This is a genomic window from Pseudomonas reinekei, from assembly GCF_001945365.1.
In the GTDB taxonomy this organism is placed as follows: Bacteria; Pseudomonadota; Gammaproteobacteria; order Pseudomonadales; family Pseudomonadaceae; genus Aquipseudomonas; species Aquipseudomonas reinekei.
The window spans coordinates 299,984-325,927 of sequence record NZ_MSTQ01000006.1 but is presented as its reverse complement, the minus strand read 5'-3'; the positions used below and the strand labels follow the sequence as shown (position 1 = coordinate 325,927).

25 protein-coding genes and 1 pseudogene are annotated in these 25,944 nt (G+C 59.7%); 3 read left to right on the top strand and 23 right to left on the bottom strand.

Going from position 1 to position 25,944, the window contains the following annotated elements; genetic code table 11:
• Window positions 1–223: 223 nt before the first annotated feature.
• The 8 genes and pseudogenes from BVK86_RS12790 to BVK86_RS12755 form a co-directional block, all read right to left on the bottom strand.
• Window positions 224–1,435: pseudogene (locus tag BVK86_RS12790) on the bottom strand (phage tail-collar fiber domain-containing protein); the annotation flags it as partial.
• Window positions 1,436–2,071: a phage tail protein I gene (locus tag BVK86_RS12785; protein WP_075946771.1), complete on the bottom strand. Its 636-nt coding sequence runs from the start codon at window positions 2,069–2,071 to the stop codon at window positions 1,436–1,438. It lies immediately after the preceding pseudogene.
• Window positions 2,068–3,063: a baseplate J/gp47 family protein gene (locus tag BVK86_RS12780; protein WP_075946770.1), complete on the bottom strand. Its 996-nt coding sequence runs from the start codon at window positions 3,061–3,063 to the stop codon at window positions 2,068–2,070. The genes BVK86_RS12785 and BVK86_RS12780 overlap by 4 nt, the downstream gene beginning before the upstream one ends.
• Window positions 3,060–3,392, bottom strand: coding sequence for a phage baseplate protein (locus BVK86_RS12775; RefSeq protein ID WP_075946769.1), 333 nt, complete (start codon window positions 3,390–3,392; stop codon window positions 3,060–3,062). The genes BVK86_RS12780 and BVK86_RS12775 overlap by 4 nt, the downstream gene beginning before the upstream one ends.
• Before the next feature lie 11 nt (window positions 3,393–3,403).
• Window positions 3,404–4,015, bottom strand: a complete 612-nt coding sequence (locus tag BVK86_RS12770; protein ID WP_075946768.1) for a phage baseplate assembly protein V — start codon at window positions 4,013–4,015, stop codon at window positions 3,404–3,406.
• A gap of 3 nt (window positions 4,016–4,018) precedes the next feature.
• Window positions 4,019–4,543: a hypothetical protein gene (locus BVK86_RS12765; RefSeq protein WP_075946767.1), complete on the bottom strand. Its 525-nt coding sequence runs from the start codon at window positions 4,541–4,543 to the stop codon at window positions 4,019–4,021.
• A gap of 32 nt (window positions 4,544–4,575) precedes the next feature.
• On the bottom strand, window positions 4,576–4,923 hold the full coding sequence (locus tag BVK86_RS12760) for a phage holin family protein (RefSeq protein ID WP_075946766.1): 348 nt from the start codon (window positions 4,921–4,923) through the stop codon (window positions 4,576–4,578).
• 532 nt (window positions 4,924–5,455) lie between these two features.
• Window positions 5,456–6,190, bottom strand: coding sequence for a LexA family transcriptional regulator (locus tag BVK86_RS12755; protein ID WP_075946856.1), 735 nt, complete (start codon window positions 6,188–6,190; stop codon window positions 5,456–5,458).
• A 210-nt stretch (window positions 6,191–6,400) separates the two neighbouring features.
• Here BVK86_RS12755 and mutS point away from each other — a divergent pair, with 210 nt between their 5' ends.
• Entirely contained in the window at window positions 6,401–8,980 is a 2,580-nt protein-coding gene (gene mutS, locus BVK86_RS12750) for a DNA mismatch repair protein MutS (RefSeq protein WP_075946765.1), read from the top strand.
• Between the two features lie 142 nt (window positions 8,981–9,122).
• Complete coding sequence (gene fdxA, locus BVK86_RS12745; protein WP_075946764.1) at window positions 9,123–9,446, top strand: ferredoxin FdxA; 324 nt, start codon at window positions 9,123–9,125, stop codon at window positions 9,444–9,446.
• A 483-nt stretch (window positions 9,447–9,929) separates the two neighbouring features.
• Here fdxA and rpoS read toward each other — a convergent pair whose 3' ends face one another.
• The 8 genes from rpoS to BVK86_RS12705 form a co-directional block, all read right to left on the bottom strand.
• Window positions 9,930–10,937, bottom strand: a complete 1,008-nt coding sequence (gene rpoS, locus BVK86_RS12740) for an RNA polymerase sigma factor RpoS (RefSeq protein WP_056856224.1) — start codon at window positions 10,935–10,937, stop codon at window positions 9,930–9,932.
• Between the two features lie 104 nt (window positions 10,938–11,041).
• Window positions 11,042–11,899, bottom strand: a complete 858-nt coding sequence (locus BVK86_RS12735; protein WP_075946763.1) for a peptidoglycan DD-metalloendopeptidase family protein — start codon at window positions 11,897–11,899, stop codon at window positions 11,042–11,044.
• Between the two features lie 211 nt (window positions 11,900–12,110).
• Window positions 12,111–12,746, bottom strand: coding sequence for a protein-L-isoaspartate(D-aspartate) O-methyltransferase (locus tag BVK86_RS12730; protein ID WP_167371505.1), 636 nt, complete (start codon window positions 12,744–12,746; stop codon window positions 12,111–12,113).
• Window positions 12,747–12,787: 41 nt separating this feature from the next.
• On the bottom strand, window positions 12,788–13,537 hold the full coding sequence (gene surE / locus BVK86_RS12725; protein WP_075946761.1) for a 5'/3'-nucleotidase SurE: 750 nt from the start codon (window positions 13,535–13,537) through the stop codon (window positions 12,788–12,790).
• On the bottom strand, window positions 13,525–14,583 hold the full coding sequence (truD, locus tag BVK86_RS12720) for a tRNA pseudouridine(13) synthase TruD (protein WP_075946760.1): 1,059 nt from the start codon (window positions 14,581–14,583) through the stop codon (window positions 13,525–13,527). The genes surE and truD overlap by 13 nt, the downstream gene beginning before the upstream one ends.
• On the bottom strand, window positions 14,580–15,053 hold the full coding sequence (gene ispF / locus BVK86_RS12715; RefSeq protein WP_020795989.1) for a 2-C-methyl-D-erythritol 2,4-cyclodiphosphate synthase: 474 nt from the start codon (window positions 15,051–15,053) through the stop codon (window positions 14,580–14,582). Before ispF ends, truD begins: the two co-directional genes overlap by 4 nt.
• Window positions 15,054–15,094: 41 nt before the next feature.
• Window positions 15,095–15,943, bottom strand: coding sequence for an S-formylglutathione hydrolase (fghA, locus tag BVK86_RS12710; RefSeq protein WP_075946759.1), 849 nt, complete (start codon window positions 15,941–15,943; stop codon window positions 15,095–15,097).
• A gap of 8 nt (window positions 15,944–15,951) precedes the next feature.
• Window positions 15,952–17,064 (bottom strand): S-(hydroxymethyl)glutathione dehydrogenase/class III alcohol dehydrogenase, encoded by a 1,113-nt coding sequence (locus BVK86_RS12705; protein ID WP_047526341.1) that lies wholly within the window; start codon window positions 17,062–17,064, stop codon window positions 15,952–15,954.
• Between the two features lie 107 nt (window positions 17,065–17,171).
• Between BVK86_RS12705 and BVK86_RS12700 the strand changes: the two genes are divergently transcribed.
• On the top strand, window positions 17,172–18,068 hold the full coding sequence (locus BVK86_RS12700) for a LysR family transcriptional regulator (protein ID WP_075946758.1): 897 nt from the start codon (window positions 17,172–17,174) through the stop codon (window positions 18,066–18,068).
• Here the strand turns inward: BVK86_RS12700 and ispD are convergent.
• From ispD to BVK86_RS12665, 7 genes are all read right to left on the bottom strand, one after another.
• On the bottom strand, window positions 18,065–18,772 hold the full coding sequence (gene ispD / locus BVK86_RS12695) for a 2-C-methyl-D-erythritol 4-phosphate cytidylyltransferase (RefSeq protein ID WP_075946757.1): 708 nt from the start codon (window positions 18,770–18,772) through the stop codon (window positions 18,065–18,067). The genes BVK86_RS12700 and ispD overlap by 4 nt on opposite strands.
• A complete protein-coding gene (ftsB, locus tag BVK86_RS12690) occupies window positions 18,769–19,047 on the bottom strand; it encodes a cell division protein FtsB (protein ID WP_075946756.1) in 279 nt (92 codons plus the stop codon). Before ftsB ends, ispD begins: the two co-directional genes overlap by 4 nt.
• A gap of 170 nt (window positions 19,048–19,217) precedes the next feature.
• Window positions 19,218–20,507, bottom strand: a complete 1,290-nt coding sequence (gene eno / locus BVK86_RS12685) for a phosphopyruvate hydratase (RefSeq protein WP_075946755.1) — start codon at window positions 20,505–20,507, stop codon at window positions 19,218–19,220.
• Window positions 20,508–20,665: 158 nt separating this feature from the next.
• A complete protein-coding gene (gene kdsA / locus BVK86_RS12680) occupies window positions 20,666–21,511 on the bottom strand; it encodes a 3-deoxy-8-phosphooctulonate synthase (RefSeq protein ID WP_008057333.1) in 846 nt (281 codons plus the stop codon).
• Between the two features lie 5 nt (window positions 21,512–21,516).
• Window positions 21,517–23,148 (bottom strand): CTP synthase, encoded by a 1,632-nt coding sequence (locus BVK86_RS12675; RefSeq protein WP_075946754.1) that lies wholly within the window; start codon window positions 23,146–23,148, stop codon window positions 21,517–21,519.
• 274 nt (window positions 23,149–23,422) lie between these two features.
• Window positions 23,423–24,751 carry a tRNA lysidine(34) synthetase TilS gene (gene tilS, locus BVK86_RS12670; protein WP_075946753.1) on the bottom strand — a complete coding sequence of 443 codons (1,329 nt, stop codon included), beginning with the start codon at window positions 24,749–24,751 and terminating at the stop codon, window positions 23,423–23,425.
• 132 nt (window positions 24,752–24,883) lie between these two features.
• Window positions 24,884–25,831: an acetyl-CoA carboxylase carboxyltransferase subunit alpha gene (locus BVK86_RS12665; RefSeq protein WP_056856237.1), complete on the bottom strand. Its 948-nt coding sequence runs from the start codon at window positions 25,829–25,831 to the stop codon at window positions 24,884–24,886.
• Window positions 25,832–25,944: the final 113 nt, after the last annotated feature.

The window sequence follows — 25,944 nt, the reverse complement described above, 5'->3', positions numbered from 1 at the left end:
TGTTGAGCGGCCTGGACTCCGTGCCCCCCGAACTGGCGATGGTGATTGAATGGGAGTGATCGCCGTTTGCGCTGGTGGTCGTACCCGCGGAGCCGTACCAGGGTTCATCCCCCCAAATAGCGTTGCCGTCCGTCCCCGGCCCCCGGTCCAAATTGATCCAGATCGCATGGGTATGGGCACCGGCCACCGCCGCACTGGCGGTATGCGCGTGGGCGGCATTCTGGCTGGCCTGGACGCTGCCGAGCCCGCGCCCCGGATCGACGTTGCGCCCGTCATCGAGCGCCCGATCGAAATGCGCACGGGAATCCGGCAGATTGAACGTCGTTGCACCATCTCCCGCGCCGTACAGGGTGCCGATTCGGGCGAACAACGCGGCATAGGTCGTTCTCGACACCGCTGCGCCATTGCGTTTCAAAAAGCCCGCGGGTGGTGTGGCCATCGCGAAGTGCGTGACTTCGCCCACCCGGTCACCCGCTACGCTCAGCGCAAACGCTTCGACCTGCGCCTTGGTGTAAACATCAGTCAACCCGTAACCCGCCACCGTGGTTGGGTTGTAGCCCTCGATGGCCCGGCCATACTTGTCGACAGTCAGTCCCCGATAGCTGCCAGGCTGGATTCCGGTCCTGCCCGCGAGCATCTCAAAGCTCAGCGCCGTAGTTCCCAGCGTAAGCGGGCCATTGGTGGTCAGGTGCCAGAGCGAATCACCGTTACTCGCACCCTCTTCAACCATGACCGTCAGGCCAGGCGTCACCTTGGCGCTGCTATTGGCATCGACAGCGCGTGACCAGCCATTGTTGGACGCGACCCAGATGCCGTTGTCCCTGGCCTGCGTCTGGGACGGCAGCAACACACGATCACCCGCGACCACCGCCACACCATCAATCTGCTGCGCGCCACTCAATACAATGTTGCCCGTCGCCGCCACCCGCACCGATTGCTTGCCATCGAGCTTGGCCAGCTCTTCGGCGAGGTAGCTCATCACCCAGGCTCGCGTGGCCTTGACCACCGTGTCGTCGATCAGCAGCGTCACCAACGCCGCGTTGCTGGTCTCGAAAATCGAGCGGATGTAGAACTCTTTGCCCGAGCCGGAAGTGGCCAGCACCGGTTTGAATGACTCCGGGTATTTGACGATGGCATACAGGATGCCGGTGTCTGTCCACAGGCCGGCTTCGCGCACATACCAACCACCGTCCTCTGGCGGGATAGTGACTTCGGCCAGCAGCCAGCTGGGATTCTTCTCGTCCTGGAACAGTGCGTTGAGCGGGCCGCGCCACACTTCGCGCTTGAGCGCGGTGGCGGTTGCCGCCGGGTTGTAGACCGCGCCACCGCCATCGCCAACCGAAATCTGCGACAGTTTGATCGGCACGCCCGCCGCCTTGCAGGCGGTTTCGTAGGCAATCCCTGCATTCGTGAGCAGGGTGTAATAGTCAGCCATTCAGGCCCCCTGAGGATAAATTGTGGATGTTTCGACGCTGTAGAGCCCGGCAGCCATGAAAGCCACGCCCGACGTTTCCAGCCCTTCGATAACCACGGGATAAACCGTGGTCAGTTCGCCACACACCGTCGCTGCACCTATGGAGTGACTGCCGAAGGCACTCAAGCCGACAGAGACTTTCAAGGTGTCACGCTCGCTTTTGGCATCAGCCAGACGTCGGTCGAGACGTGCATCGATCTCTTCGCTGTAGGGCTGTTCGGTGAACGCCCTGACGGAAAAGCTGTAGGGCTGGCCAATGGGTGTTTGCTCGTACCAGGCCCGGACCTCGGGTGTCAGACGCAAACCCTTGGCGGCGTTTTCCAGTGCCAGACGGGTGCCGGCCTGACGCGCCGTGGGCCAGGCCAGCTCAACGGTCAAGCGCTTTTCCGCTTCGGCCGCTGTCGTACTCCACTCGCTGACACCACGATCCGCCGCCAGATAGGGCAGGAACGCCGAGGGCGTGGCCGCCGGGTTCATCAACTCGGGAAACGGCGGCGCAATGCGATCAAGCAAGGTGCCGAACCCCAGGTCGAGCGCCTTTTCCAGCGCAGAGCTATTGGCGGGTAACAGGCTTGGATAAGGTCGTGAGTCACTCATAGCGTGAGCACCTCCACCTCGACGCCGGTGCAGTAAGGCGCTTCGAATGCCGTCGTCACGATGGGCTCGAGCGGTTCGAGAATCTCAAGTTGAACCGCTCCGGCGCTGTGCAACGTGTAGTCGATCCAGCTCGGATCAACCCGCCCTTCGAGGCGATGACAGCTGTCTGCATAGGATTGCAGTTGCTGTTGCGCGGCGAGTTTCGTCAGCCCTGAATCCGGACCGGCGTTGATTCGCACGACGACGCGAATTTTGTATTGTTTGATGTGCGCGCCTTGCACCGTGACCCGATCGGTTTCCGGCCTCACATCCGGTCGCTCGAAATGCCGGCGCACGCCTTCAAGCAGTGCCTCCGGCGCCGTGCCATCGCCTTCCCGCGAAAGCACCGTGACCATCACTTCGCCGGGGCCGGTGCGTCGCCCATTGCCATCCTTGACCTGCGCGGCAAAACCGTCTGGATCAAAGGTGTAAGTGACCGTCACCTTCCCCGCTGCCGCCGCATCCACCTTCACCACCGGGCGCTCGCCCAGGGTGAAGACCTCACGGCGATACTGCATGCGCGAACCTGCGGCCGGCGCGTGGGGGGCCAGGTAGTAGCGCAGACGAGCGTCGTCGTCGCTCTCATGGACCGGTGCAATCGGTGGGAACGCCGCCGGATCACCCGGATCGAGCAATTGACGTTCAAGGCCCATGTCCGCCAGACGGGCATCCAGATTGCTGCCCGTCGCCCACCACGCCAGCATCTGTTTGATGCGAACGTTGTATTTGCGTTCGTGCAATTGCAGGCGCACACAAAAAGCTTCGAGGGCCAGGGTCAGCAGTTCGCTTTCATTTTCCAGGCTGGCCTTGAGTTTGACCGCACTCTCGGGAGCGCGGGGGCCGACGTATTCGAGGACGAAGGTCTTGAATTCAGCCAACAGATCTTCGAACGTTTCGACCGTGACGATCGAAGGCTCGGCCAACTGATTCTGACCCGGTATCAACATACTCATGTCACCACCTCGAACGTCTGGTTTCGGTTTTTCCACGTGCCAGCGAAGCGCAGCAACAAGCCGGCGCCCAGTCGACTGGCAACAATGACCTGCGGCAGGAAATCGCCGATGCCGTTCTGGCTGTTGTAGAACGCCTGGGCCGCGTGACTCTGGGCCAGGATCAACAGGTCGTCGCCGAGGTTTTGCCCCAACAACTGCGGGATGGCCGAACCATACAAAGGACGTTTCTGCCGTGTGCCCAAAGGCGTGGTCAGCGCCCGGGTTGCGCGTTGCACGAACTGCGGCCAGTCGTCGACCGCCGCGCCGGTGTTTCTATCGATTCCAATCATGGGAGCACTCTTCAAGCGGTACTGATCACGCGACCCTGGTGATCCACCAGCGGGCCGCTCAGGTGCACACCGGATGCGTCGAGTCGCAACCCGACCGCCCCCAGTTGCAGTTCGATGGCCTCGGGCGCCATGGCCAGCCGCGCCGGGCCGATCTTTAACTCGAGCGCCTGGCGATTACCGTTGAATGTCGCCGGGCCGTTGCTCCAGTTCAGCGTATGGCTGGCGTCGTCGTAGGCGCTTTGTGTGCCGTCGCGATAGAGGCGACGCGTCAACGAAGCCTGGGCCGAGACCGGCGGAAATTGATTGCCGTTGAGCCCGAACAGCGCAACGGATTGAGCACCGCCCTCACCGCCGCCATGGTTCAGCAACAGGCATTGCTCGCCCAAGGTGGGAATCCGCGACTCGCTCTGCGCCCCGGCGCTGGGATTGAAAAAACGAATGGCCGGCGTCAGCAGTTCACCGTGGCTGACGCGGCAGGTATTGCTGGCCGCATCGACCTCTTGGCACACACCTATCCGGCACACGCTGTCGGTACGTCGGTGCAGGTCTTCGAGCTCTGCCTCCATCTCCGCCAGGCGCTCGATGATCGGCCCGAGTTGCAGGCGTAAAAGGGCATCGAACATGGCTTAGCCCTCCAGTTCGGTGTATTGGTCGGGGTCGTCAATGTTCGAGACTTCCCAAGTGCGGGCGTATTTCGCGATGCCGACCGGGTCGTCCAGCAGAGGTGTTCCGAAGTAAAGCGTCTGGGTGAAGGTCAGGGTCCAGGCGGGGAACGACTGTGTACCGCTGACGAAGGTCGAAGGGATTGCGTCGAGGGTCGACGGCAAGCCACATTGATCGCCCGGCAGCTCCCACAGGTTGTCCGTGACAAAATCTTTGAGCACGCTGGTCAGATCGCAGGCCGCCAGTTGCGGATCAGCAGATTCGGGGTGCACCACTGCTTTCAGCGAGACAGACAGAACATGAGCGATGCGGCCATCAGCGGCACGGCTGGCCGTGGCATCACGTTCAATGGCAATCAACACCCAGGGCTGTGCGACGACATCGGTAAAGTCTTCACGACTGCCGACGTTGATGCCGGGTACTGAGCGGCGTAACGCCTCGACAATGGCAACCACCAGTTGCGAGGGCTTATCGATGATCGGGGGCATAAAAACTTCCTGTTCATGCGTCGTTGGATGGATTACTGGTCCGGGCGGCTGTCCCGGGGCGGTACTTCGCAAACGCCGATACGCTTGGCCGCCCAGCGCTCATAAAGCCCGATGGCCACATCCGCCCCGGCCATGGCCGTGAGGCAACCAAAGGCGCCGGCGGCCCAGATCGACATGCCGGCGGCGTACAGCAGCAGGATCGCCGAGACCCCGCAGACCATGCAGGCGCCGGAGCGCAAGGCCAGGCGTCGCAGCAATGACCAGCCGCGGGCGCCCTCTTTGTCGGCACGCCACATTTCGCCGGACACCCCGCCCACCAGGGCGAGGACGATGACCAGCCAGATCGGCATGTCCAGCAACGCTTGTTGCTCGTTTGTCATGTCACGCCTCCTGGGGTGATTGATGAGGGATAGGTGTTGGGTTGAATCGATGTCTCATGTGTGCCTGTCAGGTAGGCATTCCAAAAAGCCCGGGGTCGCCGGGCTTTTCAGTAATGCGGTCCTTCGCCTTCATCTGTCTGACGGTGAGAGATGAAGTCGACCTTTCGGCGCTACTGGCGCGGTACGGGTCCTTTCATATTGTTTTTCCGACCGCGGTCCCTGCCCGCCGGATAACTGCTTCTGGTGCTTTACGCTGCACACCCGGGTCAGTTGCCAACCCTCTGAACCGTTGAGGCCGGTTCATCGCTGCCTTTTTGTGGTGGATCTAAAGAGCTTCGTTGCCAGCCGCTTTGTTGAGCGGCTTGAGACAAAGAATATGCATCACTGCATATACAGTCAATGCATGAATGCATTTATTTATGCGCAACAAATGCACCTGCGCATCGAATGTTCCAAAAACAAAGGCGCCTGCAGCTTTTTGAAGGCGAAAAAAAACCCGCCAATGGGCGGGTTCTATCTGACAGTGAGGTGGTTAACGGGCGTACATGCCCCACCAGAAGACGTGACCGAGGATCACGATTTGCTCTTCCTGCATTTCCTGGAAGCTGTAGTCCTCGTCCGGGTGCTCATCGCGATTGAAGCTGCGCAGTCGAATCCCGGTCGGCAGCCGATAAAGCTGTTTCACCCGTAGCTGGCCGTTATGGTTGATTGCGTAAAGATCGCCATCAATGATGTCGCCAATCCCGCATTTGCCGGCATTGACCCCAACCGTTGCCCCATCGCGCAGCACCGGCAACATGCTGTTGCCGCGCACGGTGACGCATTTGGCCTGGTCGAACTGCACACCATTATGGCGCAAGCTACGCTTGCCGAAGCGCAGGCTGGAGCGCTCGCTTTCTTCGATGACGAATCTTCCTGAACCCGCAGCCAATTCAACCTCGCGAAGAAAGGGGACCGACACCTCGTCGTCATCGATGGGGGTATCGTCGTCCCACAGACTTATATCCTTGAGTTCCGAATGCAGCTCTGCACGTCCGCCAGCCGCTGCGGGCGCGACGTCGGCGCGGCCACGTAACTGGTCGGTGCTCACGGCGAAGTACTCGGCGATCTTCGAAATGTGTTTATCCGAAGGGTCGACGATCTTCCCGCTGAGAATCCGCGAGAGTGTGGATTGAGGCACGCCGGTACGACGGTGTAGCTCCGTGGGGGAGATCCCGTGCTGATCGAGCAGCGCTCTTAATACGGTAGAAACATTGCGTTTTTGCATAACGCGCATAGTGCTTGTTCTTTTGCCGGGAGGCAAATGCAGATTCGCATTAAAAACGCATAAGCAGCGCGTAAACCCGCGGAAACAGACCGCGTGGCGTTCGTGCCTGCGTCCGGCAGACCGCCCATGTTAATCTTGCGCCCATTGCGGAAAAGCCGGGCCGATGCCCCTCTTTTGCCCCACACCTTTCGACGAGTTTTCCGATCCCCAATGAATAAAGCACTCTCCGACCTGTCCTCCCACACGCCGATGATGCAGCAGTACTGGCGCCTGAAAAACCAGCACCCCGACCAGTTGATGTTCTACCGCATGGGTGACTTCTACGAGATCTTCTATGAAGACGCGAAGAAGGCCGCCAAGTTGCTGGACATCACCCTGACCGCTCGCGGGCAATCGGCCGGGCAGGCAATTCCGATGTGCGGGATTCCTTACCATGCCGCCGAGGGTTATCTGGCGAAACTGGTGAAGCTCGGCGAGTCGGTGGTGATCTGCGAGCAGGTCGGCGACCCGGCCACCAGCAAAGGGCCGGTGGAGCGTCAGGTGGTGCGGATCATTACGCCGGGGACAGTGAGCGACGAAGCGCTGCTGGACGAGCGCCGCGACAACCTGATCGCAGCCGTGCTGGGGGATGAGCGCCTGTTCGGCCTGGCCGTGCTGGACATCACCAGCGGCAATTTCAGCGTGCTGGAAATCAAGGGCTGGGAGAACCTGCTGGCAGAGCTGGAGCGGGTCAATCCGGTGGAGCTGTTGATCCCCGACGACTGGCCAAAAGATCTGCCGGCGGAAAAACGCCGTGGGGTTCGCCGTCGCGCGCCGTGGGATTTCGAACGCGACTCGGCGTTGAAAAGTCTTTGCCAGCAGTTTTCCACCCAGGACCTCAAAGGTTTCGGCTGCGAGAACCTGACCCTGGCCATTGGCGCCGCCGGTTGCCTGCTGGCCTACGCCAAAGAAACCCAGCGCACCGCCCTGCCCCACTTGCGCAGCCTGCGCCATGAGCGTCTGGACGATACCGTGGTGCTGGACGGCGCCAGCCGTCGCAACCTGGAACTGGATACCAACCTCGCCGGCGGCCGTGACAACACACTGCAATCGGTGGTCGATCGTTGCCAGACCGCCATGGGCAGTCGCCTGCTGACCCGCTGGCTGAACCGTCCGCTGCGCGACCTGACCGTTTTGCTGGCACGCCAGAGCTCGATCACCTGCCTGCTCGACGGCTACCGTTTCGAAAAGCTGCAACCGCAACTCAAGGAAATCGGCGACATCGAGCGGATTCTCGCGCGGATCGGCCTGCGCAATGCTCGCCCGCGGGACCTTGCACGCCTGCGGGATGCCCTCGGCGCACTGCCTGAGCTGCAAGTGGCAATGACCGAACTTGAAGCTCCGCACCTCCAGCAACTGGCGACGATCACCAGCACCTACCCGGAACTGGCCGCGTTGCTGGAAAAAGCCATTATCGATAACCCGCCAGCGGTGATCCGTGACGGCGGTGTGTTGAAGACCGGTTACGACAGCGAACTCGACGAACTGCAATCGCTCAGCGAAAACGCCGGGCAGTTCCTGATCGACCTCGAAGCCCGCGAAAAGGCCCGCACCGGCCTGTCGCACCTGAAGGTCGGCTACAACCGCATCCACGGTTACTTCATCGAATTGCCGAGCAAGCAGGCCGAATCCGCCCCGGCCGATTACATACGGCGCCAGACCCTCAAGGGTGCCGAGCGTTTTATCACTCCGGAACTCAAGGCTTTCGAAGACAAGGCACTGTCGGCCAAGAGCCGTGCCCTGGCCCGCGAGAAGATGCTCTACGAAGCACTGCTCGAAGACCTGATCTCGCAATTGCCGCCGCTGCAAGACACCGCCGGCGCACTGGCCGAGCTGGACGTCTTGAGCAACCTGGCCGAACGTGCGCTGAACCTCGACCTGAATTGCCCGCGCTTCGTCAGCGAGCCTTGCATGCGAATTACCCAGGGTCGTCACCCGGTGGTCGAACAGGTTTTGACCACGCCATTCGTGGCCAACGACCTGAGCCTTGACGACAACACGCGCATGCTGGTGATCACCGGTCCGAACATGGGCGGTAAATCCACCTACATGCGTCAGACCGCGCTGATCGTATTGCTGGCGCACATCGGCAGCTTCGTGCCGGCGGCCAGTTGCGAATTGTCGCTGGTTGACCGGATCTTCACCCGGATCGGCTCCAGTGATGACCTGGCCGGTGGCCGCTCGACCTTCATGGTCGAAATGAGCGAGACCGCCAACATCCTGCATAACGCCACCGAGCGCAGCCTGGTGCTGATGGACGAAGTCGGACGCGGCACCAGTACTTTCGACGGTTTGTCCCTGGCCTGGGCCGCCGCCGAGCGTCTCGCGCATTTGCGTGCCTACACGCTGTTCGCCACCCACTACTTCGAACTGACCGTCCTGCCGGAGGCCCAACCGCTGGTGGCCAACGTGCACCTCAATGCCACCGAGCACAACGAACGCATCGTGTTCCTGCACCACGTGCTGCCGGGGCCTGCGAGCCAGAGCTATGGCCTGGCGGTGGCACAGTTGGCCGGCGTACCGAGCGAAGTGATCGTGCGTGCCCGTGAGCATCTGAGCCGGCTGGAAGACACCGCTCTGCCCCATGAAGCGCCGAAGCCTGCCAAGGGCAAACCGGCCGCGCCGCAACAGAGCGACCTGTTCGCCAGCCTGCCGCACCCGGTGCTGGATGAACTGGCCAAACTCGATCTGGACGACATGACACCCCGTCGTGCACTCGAAATGCTCTATACACTAAAGACACGGATCTAACGCATACGCTTGCAAGCTGTTAGAATCTCGCGCGGTTTGGGATGCTGCAGGCGTTTAGCCTGACCTGCAGACTATCGCTCCCAAACCTTGCGACCCCCACGTGAAGGGGCGCAGCAAGCCGCGCCTGAGGAGAAAATTAGAAATGACCTTCGTCGTCACCGACAACTGCATCAAGTGCAAGTACACCGACTGCGTAGAAGTCTGTCCGGTGGACTGCTTTTACGAAGGCCCGAACTTCCTGGTGATTCACCCGGATGAGTGCATCGACTGCGCACTGTGCGAACCTGAATGCCCTGCTGTGGCCATCTTCTCCGAAGATGAAGTGCCTAGCGGCATGGAAAACTTTATTCAGCTGAACATGGAACTGGCCGAAGTCTGGCCGAATATCACCGAACGCAAAGATCCGCTGCCAGATTCCGCTGATTGGGATGGCAAGCCAGGCAAGCTCGAACACCTCGAACGCTGATTACCCCCGCGTTCCCAAAAAAGGCCTCACAAGGGCCTTTTTGCTTTTCTGCGGGCAAAAAAAGGGGCGGTTTGACCCGCCCACATTTTTTCCCTATTCCCTGTGTTCCTTTTCATCGTCCTGATGAATCGCATCCTGCGAATTCCTTTCCCCTCATCCTTGAAGGGCGTGTCTGTCCGTCGACACACCCCGGATACTAGAGCGTTCCTCGCCAAGAGCAATCGCCCTCCTGCGCCGGAATCGCCTGTCACACATCCTTAATCTTTAAATATTCCCTTTATTATCAATTCGATAGAGACCCTTAATGCAAATCGTGGCCGACTGCCACCGTGTAAAAATACTGAACACTTACGAAAGAGTAAGCAAAGGCTTACATCGCGAGACGACAAACCCGCGGTGTTAACCTCCGCACTGAACGCCAGGTTTCCAGATAGCAAAAAGCCCCGAAGATCGGGGCTTTTTGTTGACCGACAAACGTATCGCTTATTGAAACAGCGACTCGCTGGACAGGCCGTTTTTCTCCAGGATCTCCCGCAGACGCTTGAGACCTTCAACCTGAATCTGCCTGACTCGTTCCCGGGTCAGGCCGATTTCCAGGCCTACGTCTTCTAGGGTGCTGCTCTCGTGACCACGCAGACCGAAGCGGCGTACAACCACTTCACGTTGTTTGTCAGTGAGCTCGGAGAGCCATTGATCGATGCTCTGGGACAGGTCGTCATCCTGCAGCAGTTCGCATGGATCGGTTGGACGATCGTCGGTGAGGGTGTCCAGCAGGGTTTTATCCGAATCCGGACCCAGCGAGACGTCGACCGAAGAAACCCGCTCGTTGAGGCCGAGCATGCGCTTGACCTCCGCTACCGGTTTTTCCAGCAGGTTGGCGATTTCTTCGGGAGAGGGTTCATGGTCGAGTTTTTGCGTCAGCTCCCGTGCAGCCCGCAAGTACACGTTGAGCTCTTTGACCACATGAATCGGCAACCGGATGGTCCGGGTCTGGTTCATGATCGCGCGCTCGATGGTCTGACGAATCCACCAGGTTGCGTAGGTCGAAAAGCGGAAGCCGCGTTCAGGGTCGAACTTCTCCACCGCCCGGATCAGGCCGAGGTTGCCCTCTTCGATCAGATCCAGCAGCGACAACCCACGATTGACATAGCGCCGGGCGATTTTCACCACCAGTCGCAAGTTACTTTCAATCATGCGTTTGCGCCCGGCCGGATCTCCACTTTGCGACAAGCGCGCAAAATGAACTTCTTCTTCGGGGGACAACAGAGGGGAAAAGCCGATTTCATTGAGGTACAACTGCGTGGCATCAAGCGCACGCGTGTAGTCAATGTACTTGTGTTGTTTCAACGACGCGGAGTGTTTGGATTTGGCACGAACGGAAGGTGGAGCCGCCCCTTCATCATTCGACATCGAATCCGTACCGATGCCGGTCTCCATCAGGAGAACCTCATCGTCGATGTCAAACTCCGGCACTTCTTTACTGAGAGCCATTGTTATAGTCCTTTGGTGAGTTCGACCTCAAGCTCAAGCGGCGCCTTTATCCTTGGCAACGCTGGAGCCTGTCCCCTCTACGCGACGGAACAGGCTGGTAGCGATCAACGGCGTGGCAGGAATTGCAGCGGATCTACGGGTTTACCCTGGCGGCGAATCTCAAAATGCAGTTTCACCCGGTCTGTACCCGTGGACCCCATTTCGGCAATTGTCTGTCCGACCTTGACCTGCTGCCCCTCCCGAACCAACAGCCTGCGGTTATGTCCGTAGGCACTGACGTAGGTTTCGCTGTGTTTGATGATGACTAATTCGCCGTAGCCCCTTAAGCCACTCCCGGCGTATACCACCGTCCCATCAGACGCAGCTAAAACAGGCTGTCCCAAATCTCCGGCGATATCAATTCCTTTATTCAAACTACCGTTTGAAGAGAATTTTCCAATCAAAATGCCATTGGATGGCCATCCCCAGCCGGTCGGGGCCGGGCCGGCTGGAGGCAATGGAGCGGGTGCCGGCTTGTTGGCGACGGACGGTACAACCGTGGTCGTGGTCGGGGTAGAACCGTCAACCGGGCGCCGGATGACCGTGGTTTTACTCGAGGATGAAGGCGACGAACTGGACGAACTCACCACCGCTGTCGGCGTTGAACCGGTACGGCCATCAAAGCGAATCGCCTGACCCGGGCGGATCGTGTAAGGCGCGGGAATGTTGTTACGCGCCGCCAAAGCCTTGTAGTCCCAGCCGTAGCGGAAGGCGATCGAAAACAGGGTGTCTTTCGGTCGAACCACGTACTGACCGGTCGTCACGGTCGGGCGCTGGGGCGCGGCATTGTTACGATCGACCACCCCGACGTTGCTGGTTTTCGTGCTGGAACAACCCACCAGCAAGGTGCTCAAGACAAGGCCAGTCACCAGGCGCTGAAAGCTCTTTGTACCCATACGCTGCGCAATGACTGTGAGACTCACCCGCCGCTCCCTTTGTGGTGGCTGAAAATGTGATTTACCGTGATCCGGCATGCTATGTCGCCAGTATAACGGGCCGTGCAGGCTTTACGCTTAATGAAGCGATATGGCCGGGCGCACACGTTTGCTGTTCGACAAAACAACCCGTTTAACCAATCGATGCCGCTGTAAGACAGAGGCAATCGAAGAGAATTCAGCGCGTCTATATAAATGCTCAGGCCAGTGGTCCATTGAGCAAAGGAACGAAGCGAACGTTCCCCAAAACGCGCCGGGAAAAGCCCTGCTCTTCCCGAATGATCAGCAGCAATTGTTGAACCTCACCGGACCCCACCGGAATCACCAGACGCCCGCCGGGCGCCAATTGATCGAGCAAGGCTTGTGGGACATCAGTGGCCACCGCAGTCACGATGATGCCGTTGTAAGGTGCCAACGCCGGCCAGCCCTCCCAGCCATCGCCCCAGCGAAACACCACATTGCGCAGGTTCAACTCAACCAGACGCTCCTTGGCCCGATCCTGCAGCACTTTGATGCGCTCGACGGAAAACACCCGCTCCACCAGTTGCGACAATACCGCGGTCTGATAGCCAGAACCGGTTCCGATTTCCATGACCTTGTCCAACGGCCCGGCTTCCAGCAGCAACTCGCTCATGCGAGCCACCATATAAGGCTGGGAGATGGTCTGGTTATGGCCGATCGGCAGTGCAGTGTCTTCGTAGGCCCGATGCGCCAGCGCCTCGTCGACGAACAGATGACGCGGTGTGCGACGGATGACTTCCAGCACCCTGGCGTTGGACACCCCTTCCTCATACAGTCGCTGGATAAGTCGCTCGCGGGTCCGTTGCGAGGTCATGCCTATGCCGCGATGCAGCATATCGTCCTGTCCACGAGTCATCAGCGCAGCCCCTCCAGCCAGCCATCAAGACTTCTGAAGGCATCATTGAAGGTTCGATCCAGTTGCAGCGGAGTGATCGAGACATAGCCCTGCATCAACGCGTGGAAGTCGGTGCCCGGACCGCCGTCTTCGGCATCCCCGGCAGCCGCGATCCAGAAACCGGCCTTGCCGCGCGGGTCGACCACTTTGATCGGCGCGGCGGCGCGGGCGCGATGCCCGAGGCGGGTCAGCTGGATGCCACGGATGTGTTCCAGCGGCAGGTTGGGGATGTTCACGTTGAGTACCGTGCGCGGTGGCAGGTCGAGATCCCCATGGGCCTCGACCAGCTTGCGCGCAAAGTACGCCGCCGTGGGAAGGTTCTCGACCTGGCGTGAGGCCAACGAAAAGGCGAACGCAGGACGCTCAAGAAAACGCCCTTCCAAAGCTGCCGCCACCGTGCCGGAATACAGTACATCGTCGCCCAGGTTGGCACCCAGGTTAATCCCGGAAACCACCATGTCCACTTCGCGCTCCAGCAAGCCATTGAGGCCCAGGTGCACGCAATCGGTCGGTGTGCCGTTGATACTGATGTAACCGTTGGCCAGCGTGTGCGGGTGCAACGGACGGTCGAGCGTCAGCGAGCTGCTGGCGCCGCTTTTGTCCTGGTCCGGGGCGATAACCACGCACTCGGTGTAATCCGCCAGCGCAGCATAAAGCGCGGCGAGACCGGGTGCGGTTACCCCATCGTCGTTAGAAATCAGAATACGCATGGGCTGTCCGTCTGCCCCACCGGCACCAGATCAACGAGCTCGCGCACCAATACGGTGGCAAAGCATCCGGCCGGCAGGACGAATTCCAGTTGCAGAATGTCAGGCTCGGGATAATGCCACGTCAAACCACCAATGGGCAGCCGCAGGATGCGACGTTCGTGGCTCATACCGGCGTTAATCAACCAATCGCGAAGGTCTGCTTCGCGCGCGGCGATTGCCTGCTCCAGTTCATGGACAGCGCCCGTGGCGGGCGAGTCACCTTCGCCCCACTGCGGCCCTGTCGGGTGCAGATCGAGAATCGCCAGGCGCGGGTCGCTGCATTCGGCCTCACCGGCCGAAAAAAAACTGCGGCTGTCAGTAAACGCCAGCAAGTCACCGATCTGGGCATGCTGCCAGGTGCCGTCGGCAACGCGCGCGGCCAGTACCTGGTTAAAGAGAAAACTGCGGGCCGTGGACAGCAGGCGCGAACGCACGTTGCGTTGCTCCGGCAAAGCCTTGCGCGCGGCCCAGGCTCGGGCGTCCACCACATTGCCACCATCATGTCCGAAACGCTGGGCACCGAAATAATTGGGAATGCCCTGCTTGGCGATCAGTTGCAGGCGCGCTTCGATCGCAGCCTTGTCGCCGGCGAACTGGGTCAGTCGCAGCGTGAAACCATTGGCCGAGTGCGCACCGCGTTGCAGCTTGCGCTTGTGGCGGCGGGTCTTGAGGATTTTCAACGTATCGTTTTCGGCTGCCGACAGATCCGGATCGGCCTTGCCGGGCAGTTGCACGCTGAACCACTGACGCGTCAGCGCCTGACGATCCTTGAGCCCGGCATAGCTGACCGTACGCAAGGAAACGCCCGCAGCCTTGGCAATCCGCCGCGCGGCTTCTTCGGTATTGAGGCCGCGCTTTTCCACCCAGATCCACAGGTGCTCGCCGTCGCCACTCAAGGGAATATCAAGGACTTCATCGACCTGGAAATCTTCGGCGATGGCTTTCAGCACCGCAGTGCCGAGGGGTTCACCATAGGCCCGTGGGCCGAGCAGTTGCAGTTCGTTCATGCGCGCAGCAACAAGGCAACGGAGTGCACGGCAATGCCTTCTTCGCGACCTACAAAGCCAAGCTTTTCGGTGGTGGTAGCTTTTACATTCACTTGATCCAACTCAACTTGGAGATCCGCGGCAATCAGCGCACGCATCGATTCGATATGCGGCGCCATTTTCGGCGCCTGGGCGACGATGGTGTTATCGACGTTGCCAACCTTCCAGCCTTTGGCGTGGATCAGTGCGACGACATGACGCAACAGCGCACGGCTGTCGGCGCCCTTGAATTGCGGGTCGGTATCCGGGAAATGCTTGCCGATGTCACCCAGCGCAGCCGCGCCGAGCAAGGCATCGCTCAAGGCGTGCAGCAGGACGTCACCGTCGGAATGAGCGAGCAGCCCGAAGCCGTGTGCGATGCGCACGCCGCCCAGAGTAATGAAATCGCCTTCAGCGAAACGGTGCACATCATAGCCGTGGCCAATACGCATAAAAAAACGCCCCGATTTTTGTCAGGGCGTGATTCTACCTGCTATTGAGTACCTAGAGCATGCGCGTGATGTTGCAAGTGGTCTTCGATGAAGCTGGCGATGAAGAAATAGCTGTGGTCGTAGCCAGGTTGCAGACGCAACGTCAGCGGGTGACCGGCCAGTTTGGTCGCCTGTTGCAAGGCTTCAGGCTTGAGCTGGCTGGCCAGGAAATCGTCGCGATCACCTTGGTCGACCAACAGCGGCAGTTGCTCGCGGGCCTCGGCAATCAATGCGCAGGCATCCCATTCGCGCCATTTCGAACGGTCTTCTCCCAGGTAACGGGTAAAGGCCTTCTGCCCCCACGGGCAGTCCATCGGATTGTTGATCGGCGAGAACGCCGACACCGACAGATAACGCCCCGGATTGCGCAAGGCACACACCAGCGCACCGTGGCCCCCCATGGAGTGACCGCTGATGCCGCGCTTGTCCGATGCCGGGAAATGGGCTTCAACCAAGTCAGGCAATTCCTGCACGACATAGTCATGCATCCGATAGTGCCGCGACCACGGCTCCTGCGTTGCATTCAGATAGAACCCGGCGCCGAGGCCAAAGTCCCACGCACCGTCCGGATCCCCCGGCACATCAGGACCGCGAGGACTGGTGTCCGGCGCCACAATGATCAGCCCCAGCTCGGCGGCCATGCGCATGGCGCCGGCCTTCTGCATGAAGTTCTCGTCAGTGCAGGTCAGGCCGGACAGCCAGTACAGCACCGGCAGCTTGCCCCCCTGCTCCGCTTGCGGCGGCAGGTACACGGCGAACACCATGTCGCAGCCAAGCACTTCTGAGCGATGACGATAACGCTTGTGCCAGCCGCCGAAGCTTTTCTGGCAGGAAATGTTTTCCAGGCTCATGACAGACCTCAGAAATGAATGACGGTGCGGATGCTTTTCCCTTCATGCATCAGGTCGAAAGCCTTGTTGATATCTTCAAGGCCCATGGTGTGGGTGATGAACGTGTCCAGCGGTATTTCGCCGGTTTCGGCCATTTCCACGTAGCTTGGCAACTCGGTACGGCCGCGCACGCCACCGAACGCCGAACCGCGCCAGACGCGACCGGTGACCAGCTGGAACGGACGGGTGGAGATTTCCTGACCAGCACCGGCCACACCGATGATGACCGACTCGCCCCAGCCCTTGTGGCAGCACTCCAGTGCGGCACGCATCAATTGGACGTTGCCGATGCACTCGAACGAGAAGTCGACGCCACCATCGGTCATGTCGACGATGACTTCCTGGATCGGACGATCGAAGTCTTTCGGATTCACGCAGTCGGTTGCACCCAACTGTTTGGCGATCTCGAATTTGGCCGGGTTGATATCGATGGCAATGATCCGCGCAGCCTTGGCTTTTACCGCGCCGATGACAGCGGAAAGACCGATGCCGCCGAGGCCGAAAATGGCCACGGTATCACCTGGTTTCACCTTGGCAGTGTTGAGCACCGCGCCGATGCCGGTGGTGACACCGCAACCCAGCAGGCAGACTTTTTCCAGCGGTGCTTCTTTGGCAATTTTGGCGACGGAGATTTCCGGCAGCACGGTGTACTCGGAGAACGTCGACGTACCCATGTAGTGGAAAATCGTCTCACCCTTGTAGGAAAAACGCGAAGTACCGTCCGGCATCAGGCCTTTACCCTGGGTCGCGCGAATGGCCTGGCACAGGTTGGTCTTGCCCGACAGGCAGAATTTGCACTGACGGCATTCCGGGGTGTACAGCGGGATGACGTGATCGCCGACTGCGACGGAAGTCACACCCTCGCCGATCGCTTCGACAATCGCCCCGCCTTCGTGACCGAGGATAGACGGGAAGATGCCTTCCGGATCCGCGCCGGACAATGTGTAGGCATCGGTATGGCAGACACCGGAAGCCACCACGCGCAGCAACACTTCACCGGCCTTGGGCATGGCGACATCGACTTCAACGATCTCCAAAGGTTTCTTGGCTTCGAAGGCAACGGCGGCGCGCGACTTGATCATGGTGATTCTCCAGTGAATAAAAACGAGACAGGGAGTGTAATACAGCGCCTTACGGTGAATAATCCGGGAAAAAGGAAAACATTATTGCCACACAGGGATAATCTTCTATGGCCGATAACCGCTGGGAAGGAATCGACGAATTCGTCGCCGTCGCCGAATGCAGCCAATTTACCGCTGCCGCCGAACGCTTGGGCGTTTCTTCCTCGCATATCAGTCGACAGATCGTACGCCTGGAAGAGCGTTTACAAACCCGTTTGCTCTACCGTAGTACGCGACGGGTGACGCTGACTGAAGCCGGACAGACATTTCTACAACATTGCCAACGTCTGCAGGATGGACGCGAAGAAGCATTGCGCGCAGTCGGCGACCTGACCAGCGAACCCAAAGGCATGTTGCGCATGACCTGCGCCGTGGCTTACGGCGAACGCTTCATCGTGCCCTTGGTTACTCGTTTCATGGGGCTGTATCCGCAACTGCGGATCGACATCGAGCTAAGCAATCGGCAACTCGACCTGGTGCACGAAGGCCTCGACCTGGCGATCCGCCTAGGGCGCTTGCAGGACTCAAGACTGGTCGCCACCCGCCTCGCGCCACGGCGCATGTTTCTTTGCGCCTCTCCGTCCTACCTTGAGCGGTACGGTCGGCCACACAGTTTGTCGGAACTGAGCCGCCATAACTGCCTCATCGGCAGTTCGGATCTGTGGCAACTGGAACAGAACGGGCGGGAATATTCGCAACGGGTGCAGGGAAACTGGCGATGCAACAGTGGGCAGGCGGTGTTGGACGCTGCGCTACAAGGCGTAGGGTTGTGTCAGTTGCCGGATTATTACGTGCTGGAGCATCTGAAAAGCGGCGCGTTGATTTCGCTGCTGGAGGCGCATCAACCGCCTAACACCGCGGTGTGGGCGCTGTATCCGCAGCAACGGCATTTGTCGCCGAAGGTGCGCAAATTGGTGGATTACTTGAAAGAAGGATTGGCCAAGCGGGCGGAGTACGCCATCTAGCGGCGATGGGCCCAACGCTGACGCAACCAATCCAGATCTTCGGGACGGGTGACCTTGATGTTATCGGACCGTCCTTCGATCAAGCGCGGCGCCATGCCAGACCACTCCATCGCCGATGCTTCGTCAGTGATCACCGCATCGGCCACCAGGCTGTCGGCCAACGCCCGATGCAACGCTCCGAGGCGGAACATCTGAGGCGTGTACGCCTGCCAGATCACACTGCGATCCACGGTTTCAACGACACGCCCGTGTTTATCGACCCGCTTGAGCGTGTCCCGCGCCGGCACCGCCAGCAACCCGCCCACGGGGTCATCAGCCAGTTCAGCCAGCAACTTGTCGAGATCGTCACGGCTGAGATTCGGCCGTGCGGCATCGTGTACCAACACCCAATCCTCATCATCCGCACCCTGTGCATGCAAATGCAGCAAGGCATTGAGTACCGATCCGGAACGCTCCGAGCCACCCTCGACCCGCGCAATACGGGCATCGGCGGCACACGCCAGATTCGGCCAATAAGGATCATCAACAGCAAGACTGACCACCACGCCCTTCAGACAAGGATGATCAAGGAAACAGCCAAGGCTGTGTTCGAGAATAGTGCGTCCGCCCAATTGCAAATACTGTTTGGGACGGTCCGCGGCCATACGGGCACCAACGCCCGCGGCAGGAATCACGGCCCAGAAGGCCGGTAACGTCTGGTTCATTGTGCCAACTGGTAAAGGGTTTCACCGTCCTTGACCATGCCCAACTCGTGGCGAGCCCGCTCTTCAACGGTCTCCATGCCTTTTTTCAACTCGCTGACTTCGGCGTCCATCACCCGATTACGCTCCAACAAAGTCTGGTTCTCAGCTTGCTGATCGGCAATCTGCTGAGTCAGCTCGGCCACTTGCGCCAGGCTGCCATCCCCCACCCACAGGCGGTATTGCAGGCCAGCCAGCAACAGGAGCAAGACGAGGAACAACCAATTGGGACTGCGCATCGAATATCAGGTATCCAGTGAAAAAAGACAGCCACACCCAAACATGAAGCTACTGATAGCACGAAGCCTGGAAGAACCAGGCTTGTGCTCTTAAGGCATCAGATTAGTGGCAAAAACGTCGCTGTAGCGATTTTTCCGACACAATCCGGTGTCTTTTTACCAGCAAACGATCAGCCGCGGAATTCGCTACGGCCGTTGTACTTGGCTTTGCCGTTCAACTGCTCTTCGATACGCAGCAGTTGGTTGTACTTGGAAACGCGATCGGAACGGCACAGGGAGCCGGTCTTGATCTGGCCAGCCGACGTGCCCACGGCCAGGTCGGCAATGGTCGAATCTTCGGTTTCGCCGGAGCGGTGCGAGATCACAGCGGTGTAACCGGCAGCCTTGGCCATCTGGATGGCTTCCAGGGTTTCGGTCAGGGTGCCGATCTGGTTGAACTTGATCAGGATCGAGTTGGCGATCTTTTTATCGATGCCTTCTTTCAGGATCTTGGTGTTGGTCACGAACAGATCGTCGCCTACCAGCTGAGTCTTCTCACCGATCTTGTCGGTGAGGATTTTCCAGCCAGCCCAGTCGGACTCGTCCAGGCCATCTTCGATGGAGATGATTGGGTAACGCTCGGTCAGGCCTTTCAGGTAATCAGCGAAACCTTCAGCGGTGAACACCTGGCCTTCGCCGGACAGGTTGTACTTGCCGTCTTCGTAGAATTCGCTGGCCGCGCAGTCCAGAGCCAGGGTCACATCAGTGCCGAGTTTGTAGCCAGCGTTGGCCACGGCTTCGGAAATCACTTTCAGCGCGTCTTCGTTGGAAGCCAGGTTTGGTGCGAAACCACCTTCGTCACCAACGGCAGTGCTCAGGCCACGGGCCTTCAGCACGGCTTTGAGGTGGTGGAAAATCTCGGTGCCCATGCGCAGACCTTCCGAGAAAGACTTGGCGCCCACCGGCTGAACCATGAATTCCTGGATGTCGACGTTGTTATCGGCGTGCTCGCCACCGTTGATGATGTTCATCATCGGAACCGGCATCGAGTAAACACCCGGGGTGCCGTTCAGGTTGGCAATGTGAGCGTACAGCGGCAGGTCCTGGTCCTGTGCTGCTGCCTTGGCCGCAGCCAGGGAAACGGCGAGGATGGCGTTGGCGCCCAGGGTTGCTTTGTTTTCGGTGCCGTCGAGCTTGATCATCGCCAGATCGAGGGCTTTCTGGTCACTTGGGTCCATGCCTTTCAACAGGTCGCGGATCGGACCGTTGATGTTGGCTACGGCTTTGAGAACGCCCTTGCCCAGGTAACGGCTCTTGTCGCCATCACGCAGCTCGAGCGCTTCACGCGAGCCAGTGGAAGCACCGGACGGCGCGCAAGCACTGCCGATGATGCCGTTGTCGAGAAGCACGTCCGCTTCCACGGTGGGATTGCCACGGGAGTCGAGAACTTCACGACCTTTGATGTCGACGATTTTAGCCATTGTTGTAAACACTCCAAAGTTGACGAAAACGACGCAGCTAGAGGAAATCTTTTTACCGTCGGCAAGGGGATGTGCAGCGGGCAAACTTGCAGACGATAACGCTCATGCCCGAGGGCATGAGCGACAAATCGTGCGGTACTTTACCGGAGAATTGAGGTTTACGCGGTTTCTACCGTCGGAAAACTCTTTACCAGTTCGTCCAGAGCCTTGAGCTGGGCCAGGAATGGCTCCAGTTTGTCCAGACGCAAGGCGCATGGGCCGTCGCATTTGGCGTTGTCCGGATCCGGATGAGCTTCGAGGAACAGACCCGCCAGGCTTTGGCTCATGCCCGCCTTGGCCAGATCCAGCACCTGTGCGCGGCGACCGCCAGCGGAGTCGGCGCGACCACCCGGCATTTGCAGCGCGTGGGTCACGTCGAAGAACACCGGGTATTCGAACTGCTTCATGATGCCGAAGCCGAGCATGTCGACAACCAGGTTGTTGTAGCCGAAGCTCGAACCGCGTTCGCAGAGGATCAACTGATCGTTACCCGCTTCCACGCACTTGTTCAGGATGTGTTTCATTTCCTGAGGCGCGAGGAACTGGGCTTTCTTGATGTTGATGACAGCGCCGGTCTTGGCCATCGCGACCACGAGGTCGGTCTGGCGCGACAAGAAGGCCGGCAACTGGATGATGTCGCAGACTTCAGCGACGACTGCAGCCTGCTCTGGCTCGTGGACGTCGGTGATGATCGGCACGCCGAAGGCTTGCTTGATGTCCTGGAAAATCCGCATGCCCTCTTCCAGGCCGGGGCCACGATAAGAAGTCACGGAGGAACGGTTGGCCTTGTCGAAGCTGGCCTTGAACACGTAAGGGATACCCAGTTTCTGGGTAACCTTCACGTACTCTTCGCAGACCTGCATCGCCATGTCGCGGCTTTCAAGCACGTTCATGCCACCGAACAGCACCATTGGCTTGTCGTTGGCAATCTCGATATCGCCTACGCGGATGATCTTCTGCGCCATCAGGTTTACGCCTTCTTCTGGTGTTGAGCCAAAGCTGCCTTGACGAAACCGCTGAACAACGGGTGACCGTCGCGTGGCGTCGAGGTGAACTCAGGGTGGAACTGGCAAGCGACGAACCATGGATGATCCGGTGCTTCAACCACTTCAACCAGTGCGCCATCACCGGAGCGACCGGAGATTTTCAGGCCGGCTTCCATGATTTGCGGCAGCAGGTTGTTGTTCACTTCATAGCGATGACGGTGACGCTCAACGATCACGTCCTTGCCATAGCAATCGTGAACCAGCGAACCCGGTTCCAGCAGGCAATCCTGCGCGCCGAGGCGCATGGTGCCGCCCAGGTCGGAAGTTTCGGTACGGATTTCGACGGCACCGGTGGCATCTTCCCACTCGGTAATCAGGCCCACGACCGGGTGACCGCTCGCACGATCGAACTCGGTGGAGTTGGCGTCTTTCCAGCCCATGACGTTACGCGCGAACTCGATGACAGCCACTTGCATGCCCAGGCAGATGCCCAGGTACGGCACCTTGTTTTCTCGAGCGTATTGAACGGCAGTGATCTTGCCTTCCACACCACGCAGACCGAAGCCGCCCGGCACCAGAATCGCATCGACGCCTTCGAGCAGCGCGGTGCCCTGGTTCTCGATGTCTTCGGAATCGATGTAGCGCAGGTTGACCTTGGTGCGGTTGCTGATGCCGGCATGACTCATCGCTTCGATCAGCGACTTGTAGGCGTCCAGCAGTTCCATGTACTTGCCGACCATGGCGATGGTGACTTCGTGCTCAGGATTGAGCTTGGCGTCGACCACGGCTTCCCACTCGGACAGATCGGCACCGCCACACTGCAAGCCGAAACGCTCGACGACGAAATCGTCCAGGCCCTGGGAGTGCAGGATGCCCGGGATCTTGTAGATGGTGTCGGCGTCTTCCAGCGCGATGACCGCACGCTCTTCAACGTTGGTGAACTGCGCGATCTTGCGACGCGAGGACACATCGATCGGGTGGTCGGAGCGGCAGACCAGCACGTCTGGCTGCAGGCCGATGGAACGCAGTTCCTTGACCGAGTGCTGGGTTGGCTTGGTTTTGGTCTCGCCAGCAGTGGCGATGTACGGCACCAGTGTCAGGTGCATCAGCATCGCGCGCTTGGCGCCGACTTCGAAACGCAGCTGGCGGATGGCTTCGAGGAACGGTTGCGACTCGATGTCACCCACGGTGCCACCGATCTCGACCATGGCCACGTCGGCATCGCCTGCACCCTTGATGATGCGGCGCTTGATTTCGTCGGTGATGTGCGGAATCACCTGGATGGTTGCGCCCAGGTAATCACCACGGCGCTCTTTGCGCAGCACGTGTTCGTAGACACGGCCGGTGGTGAAGTTGTTGTTCTGGGTCATGGTCGTGCGGATGAACCGCTCGTAGTGGCCCAGGTCCAGGTCGGTCTCGGCGCCGTCGTGGGTGACGAACACTTCACCGTGCTGGAACGGGCTCATGGTGCCCGGGTCGACGTTGATGTACGGGTCCAGCTTCAGCATGGTGACCTTAAGTCCCCGCGCCTCCAGGATGGCCGCCAATGATGCCGATGCAATGCCTTTCCCCAATGAAGAAACAACACCGCCCGTGACGAATATGTAGCGCGTCATGAAAAACCCTAGAAGTCTGCGTTAAAGCGGTCCGAGCCGCCGGGGAAAGCGAAGGAAGGCCGAAGCCCCCGATCACCTGCATTAATCACAGTGCACCTTTCAAAAAAACCGCCGCGTTGGGACAGACCGGAAGATGAAACACCGGTACGTTGCTCGCTACACATTTTTTGGAATCGCCCAGCAAAGACTGCTTGGTAATCGGCAACTCCTGCAATTCAGGCGAATCCACAGAAGTTGTATCAAGAAGGGAGCGTAGTCTACCGGAAAGCCCCTTTCAGCTCAAACCTTGATCTTCGTTCGGCGGTTGCCAATGCAAATTCCAGCTTCCTGCTGCCCCCCCTTCCAGCCCCTGAAGGTTCGGCACCGCCAGCAATTGCTCGCCCTTGAACAGCAGCGGCAATCTGCCGCGCACGAACTGCGGCACTCCCCGCTCGTTAAGCAAACGCTTCAGATCGCGATGGCCACGCGGCGGCAGCTCCATGATTTCGCCCCCTTCACGATAGCGGATCTGCAACGGGCCATCGGGGATTTGCCCCGTCAACGTCAGTACCCCATTGCCAGGCAACGCGCGCGGCAGCGCGGGGTCAGGCCACTCCCCTGCTGCGAGCACCGGGCTCAACCAACCACCCGACAACCACCATAGACGCCCACCTGCCCGATGCAACTCGCCATCCGCCAGCCGCCAGATCGGTCGGGCATCCACTGCGGCATCACGTAAACTGTCCCAACCCGACCAATGGTCGCTCTCGGGCAGTCGTGTGCGCGGTTCGAGCCAGTGGCTGAGCGCGTTGCGCTGGCGGGCAACGGAAAGCTTTTCCAGCGCGGCCAGCTCCAGAGACGGCAAGCCCAGCCAATCGAAATCACTGGGCGTGCTCGCCTGGCTCAAATCGATTTGCGCAAGATCATCGAGTAATCCCTGCGCCTCACTCAGATGTGCGGCGCTGCGAGCCATCGTCGCCATCGCCTGTGGCCAGCGTGCCGTCAATGCCGGGAACACCTGATGACGCAGGTAATTGCGCGAGAACTGCCGATCCTGATTGGAAGGGTCCTCGATCCAGTTCAGATGGTTTTCGCTGGCGTAGGTTTCCAGTTCCGTCCTGGTGATATCGAGCAAAGGCCTGACTAAATGCCCGCCCCCCAGTGGACGCCGGCGTGGCATGCCCGACAACCCCCTCACCCCGGCCCCACGCAACAGACGGAACAGCAACGTTTCCGCCTGATCGTCTCGGTGTTGCGCGGTCAGCAGCACTTGATTGGCTTGAGTGACATCCATGAACGCGCCGTAACGCGCGTCCCGCGCCGCGCGCTCCAGGCTGGCGCCGGGTTGCACCTGCACGCGAACAACCTGCAGCGGCACACCCAAAGCGTCACAGACCGACCGACAATGATCCGGCCACGCATCCGCCACAGCCTGAAGGCCATGATGGACATGGATGGCGGTGAGTGGCGGCAGGGATTCGGTTTTGGCAAGGTGTGCGAGAAGGTGCAAGAGGACGGTGGAGTCGAGGCCACCGGAGAAGGCGATGTGCCAGGCTGTTGCATTGCGCCAGGGCTTCAGGTTCAGCAGAAGCCTGGAAGGCAAATCAATCGCGGACTGACTCATTTCTGCCTCATTGCACAAATCAAATGTGGGAGCGAGCCGGCTCGCGAAGGCTGCTTAACATCCAACACATTGGCTGAATGTCATACCGCGTTCACGAGCAGGCTCGCTCCCACATGGGTACTGCGTGTCCGATCAGAGACCGTAGCTCATCAGACGCTCGTAACGACGGTCCAGCAAAGCTTTGTGGTCGAGCTTCTTGAGCATCGCCAGTTGCGAGCTGAGCTCGGCACGGATCGAAGCCGCTGCAGCCGCCGGATCACGGTGGGCGCCGCCCAAAGGCTCGCCAATCACCTTGTCGACGATACCCAGGCCCTTAAGGCGCTCGGCGGTGATGCCCATCGCTTCAGCGGCATCCGGTGCTTTCTCGGCGGTTTTCCACAGGATCGAAGCGCAACCTTCCGGCGAGATCACCGCGTAGGTCGAGTACTGCAGCATGTTCAACTGATCGCAAACGCCGATGGCCAATGCACCGCCGGAACCACCTTCACCGATTACGGTGGCGATGATCGGGGTTTTCAAGCGAGCCATCACGCGCAGGTTCCAGGCGATCGCTTCGCTCTGGTTGCGCTCTTCCGCGTCGATGCCCGGGTAGGCGCCCGGGGTGTCGATGAAGGTCAGGATCGGCATCTTGAAGCGTTCGGCCATTTCCATCAGGCGGCAAGCCTTGCGGTAGCCTTCCGGGCGCGGCATGCCGAAGTTGCGGCGAACCTTCTCGCGTACTTCACGGCCTTTCTGGTGACCGATGATCATCACCGGCTGGTCGTCCAGACGGGCGATGCCACCGACGATGGCTGCGTCGTCGGAGAAGTGGCGGTCACCGTGCAATTCGTCGAACTCGGTGAAAATATGTTCGATGTAGTCCAGGGTGTAAGGACGCTTCGGGTGGCGCGCCAGACGTGCGATCTGCCAGCTGGTCAGCTTGCCGAAAATGTCTTCGGTCAGCGTTTTGCTCTTGTCCTGCAGGCGGGAGATCTCATCGCCGATATTCAGCGAATTGTCATTACCGACCAAGCGCAACTCTTCGATCTTGGCTTGCAGGTCGGCGATCGGCTGTTCGAAATCTAGAAAATTCGGGTTCATAGGCGTCCGTCTTGGGTCGAGTCCAAGTGATCTTGGGCCGGCCGGTTGTCTATTCGCGCCCTACCTTAAGGGACAGGCGCGCTGAGGTCGAGATTAAAAATTCAGGTTGCGGG

Coding starts and splice junctions, on each gene's coding strand:
- BVK86_RS12785 (WP_075946771.1), bottom strand. CDS start 2,071: ATGAGTGACTCACGACCTTATCCAAGCCTGTTACCCGCCAATAGCTCT.
- BVK86_RS12780 (WP_075946770.1), bottom strand. CDS start 3,063: ATGAGTATGTTGATACCGGGTCAGAATCAGTTGGCCGAGCCTTCGATC.
- BVK86_RS12775 (WP_075946769.1), bottom strand. CDS start 3,392: ATGATTGGAATCGATAGAAACACCGGCGCGGCGGTCGACGACTGGCCG.
- BVK86_RS12770 (WP_075946768.1), bottom strand. CDS start 4,015: ATGTTCGATGCCCTTTTACGCCTGCAACTCGGGCCGATCATCGAGCGC.
- BVK86_RS12765 (WP_075946767.1), bottom strand. CDS start 4,543: ATGCCCCCGATCATCGATAAGCCCTCGCAACTGGTGGTTGCCATTGTC.
- BVK86_RS12760 (WP_075946766.1), bottom strand. CDS start 4,923: ATGACAAACGAGCAACAAGCGTTGCTGGACATGCCGATCTGGCTGGTC.
- BVK86_RS12755 (WP_075946856.1), bottom strand. CDS start 6,190: ATGCAAAAACGCAATGTTTCTACCGTATTAAGAGCGCTGCTCGATCAG.
- mutS (WP_075946765.1), top strand. CDS start 6,401: ATGAATAAAGCACTCTCCGACCTGTCCTCCCACACGCCGATGATGCAG.
- fdxA (WP_075946764.1), top strand. CDS start 9,123: ATGACCTTCGTCGTCACCGACAACTGCATCAAGTGCAAGTACACCGAC.
- rpoS (WP_056856224.1), bottom strand. CDS start 10,937: ATGGCTCTCAGTAAAGAAGTGCCGGAGTTTGACATCGACGATGAGGTT.
- BVK86_RS12730 (WP_167371505.1), bottom strand. CDS start 12,746: ATGACCTCGCAACGGACCCGCGAGCGACTTATCCAGCGACTGTATGAG.
- surE (WP_075946761.1), bottom strand. CDS start 13,537: ATGCGTATTCTGATTTCTAACGACGATGGGGTAACCGCACCCGGTCTC.
- truD (WP_075946760.1), bottom strand. CDS start 14,583: ATGAACGAACTGCAACTGCTCGGCCCACGGGCCTATGGTGAACCCCTC.
- ispF (WP_020795989.1), bottom strand. CDS start 15,053: ATGCGTATTGGCCACGGCTATGATGTGCACCGTTTCGCTGAAGGCGAT.
- fghA (WP_075946759.1), bottom strand. CDS start 15,943: ATGAGCCTGGAAAACATTTCCTGCCAGAAAAGCTTCGGCGGCTGGCAC.
- BVK86_RS12705 (WP_047526341.1), bottom strand. CDS start 17,064: ATGATCAAGTCGCGCGCCGCCGTTGCCTTCGAAGCCAAGAAACCTTTG.
- BVK86_RS12700 (WP_075946758.1), top strand. CDS start 17,172: ATGGCCGATAACCGCTGGGAAGGAATCGACGAATTCGTCGCCGTCGCC.
- ispD (WP_075946757.1), bottom strand. CDS start 18,772: ATGAACCAGACGTTACCGGCCTTCTGGGCCGTGATTCCTGCCGCGGGC.
- ftsB (WP_075946756.1), bottom strand. CDS start 19,047: ATGCGCAGTCCCAATTGGTTGTTCCTCGTCTTGCTCCTGTTGCTGGCT.
- eno (WP_075946755.1), bottom strand. CDS start 20,507: ATGGCTAAAATCGTCGACATCAAAGGTCGTGAAGTTCTCGACTCCCGT.
- kdsA (WP_008057333.1), bottom strand. CDS start 21,511: ATGGCGCAGAAGATCATCCGCGTAGGCGATATCGAGATTGCCAACGAC.
- BVK86_RS12675 (WP_075946754.1), bottom strand. CDS start 23,148: ATGACGCGCTACATATTCGTCACGGGCGGTGTTGTTTCTTCATTGGGG.
- tilS (WP_075946753.1), bottom strand. CDS start 24,751: ATGAGTCAGTCCGCGATTGATTTGCCTTCCAGGCTTCTGCTGAACCTG.
- BVK86_RS12665 (WP_056856237.1), bottom strand. CDS start 25,831: ATGAACCCGAATTTTCTAGATTTCGAACAGCCGATCGCCGACCTGCAA.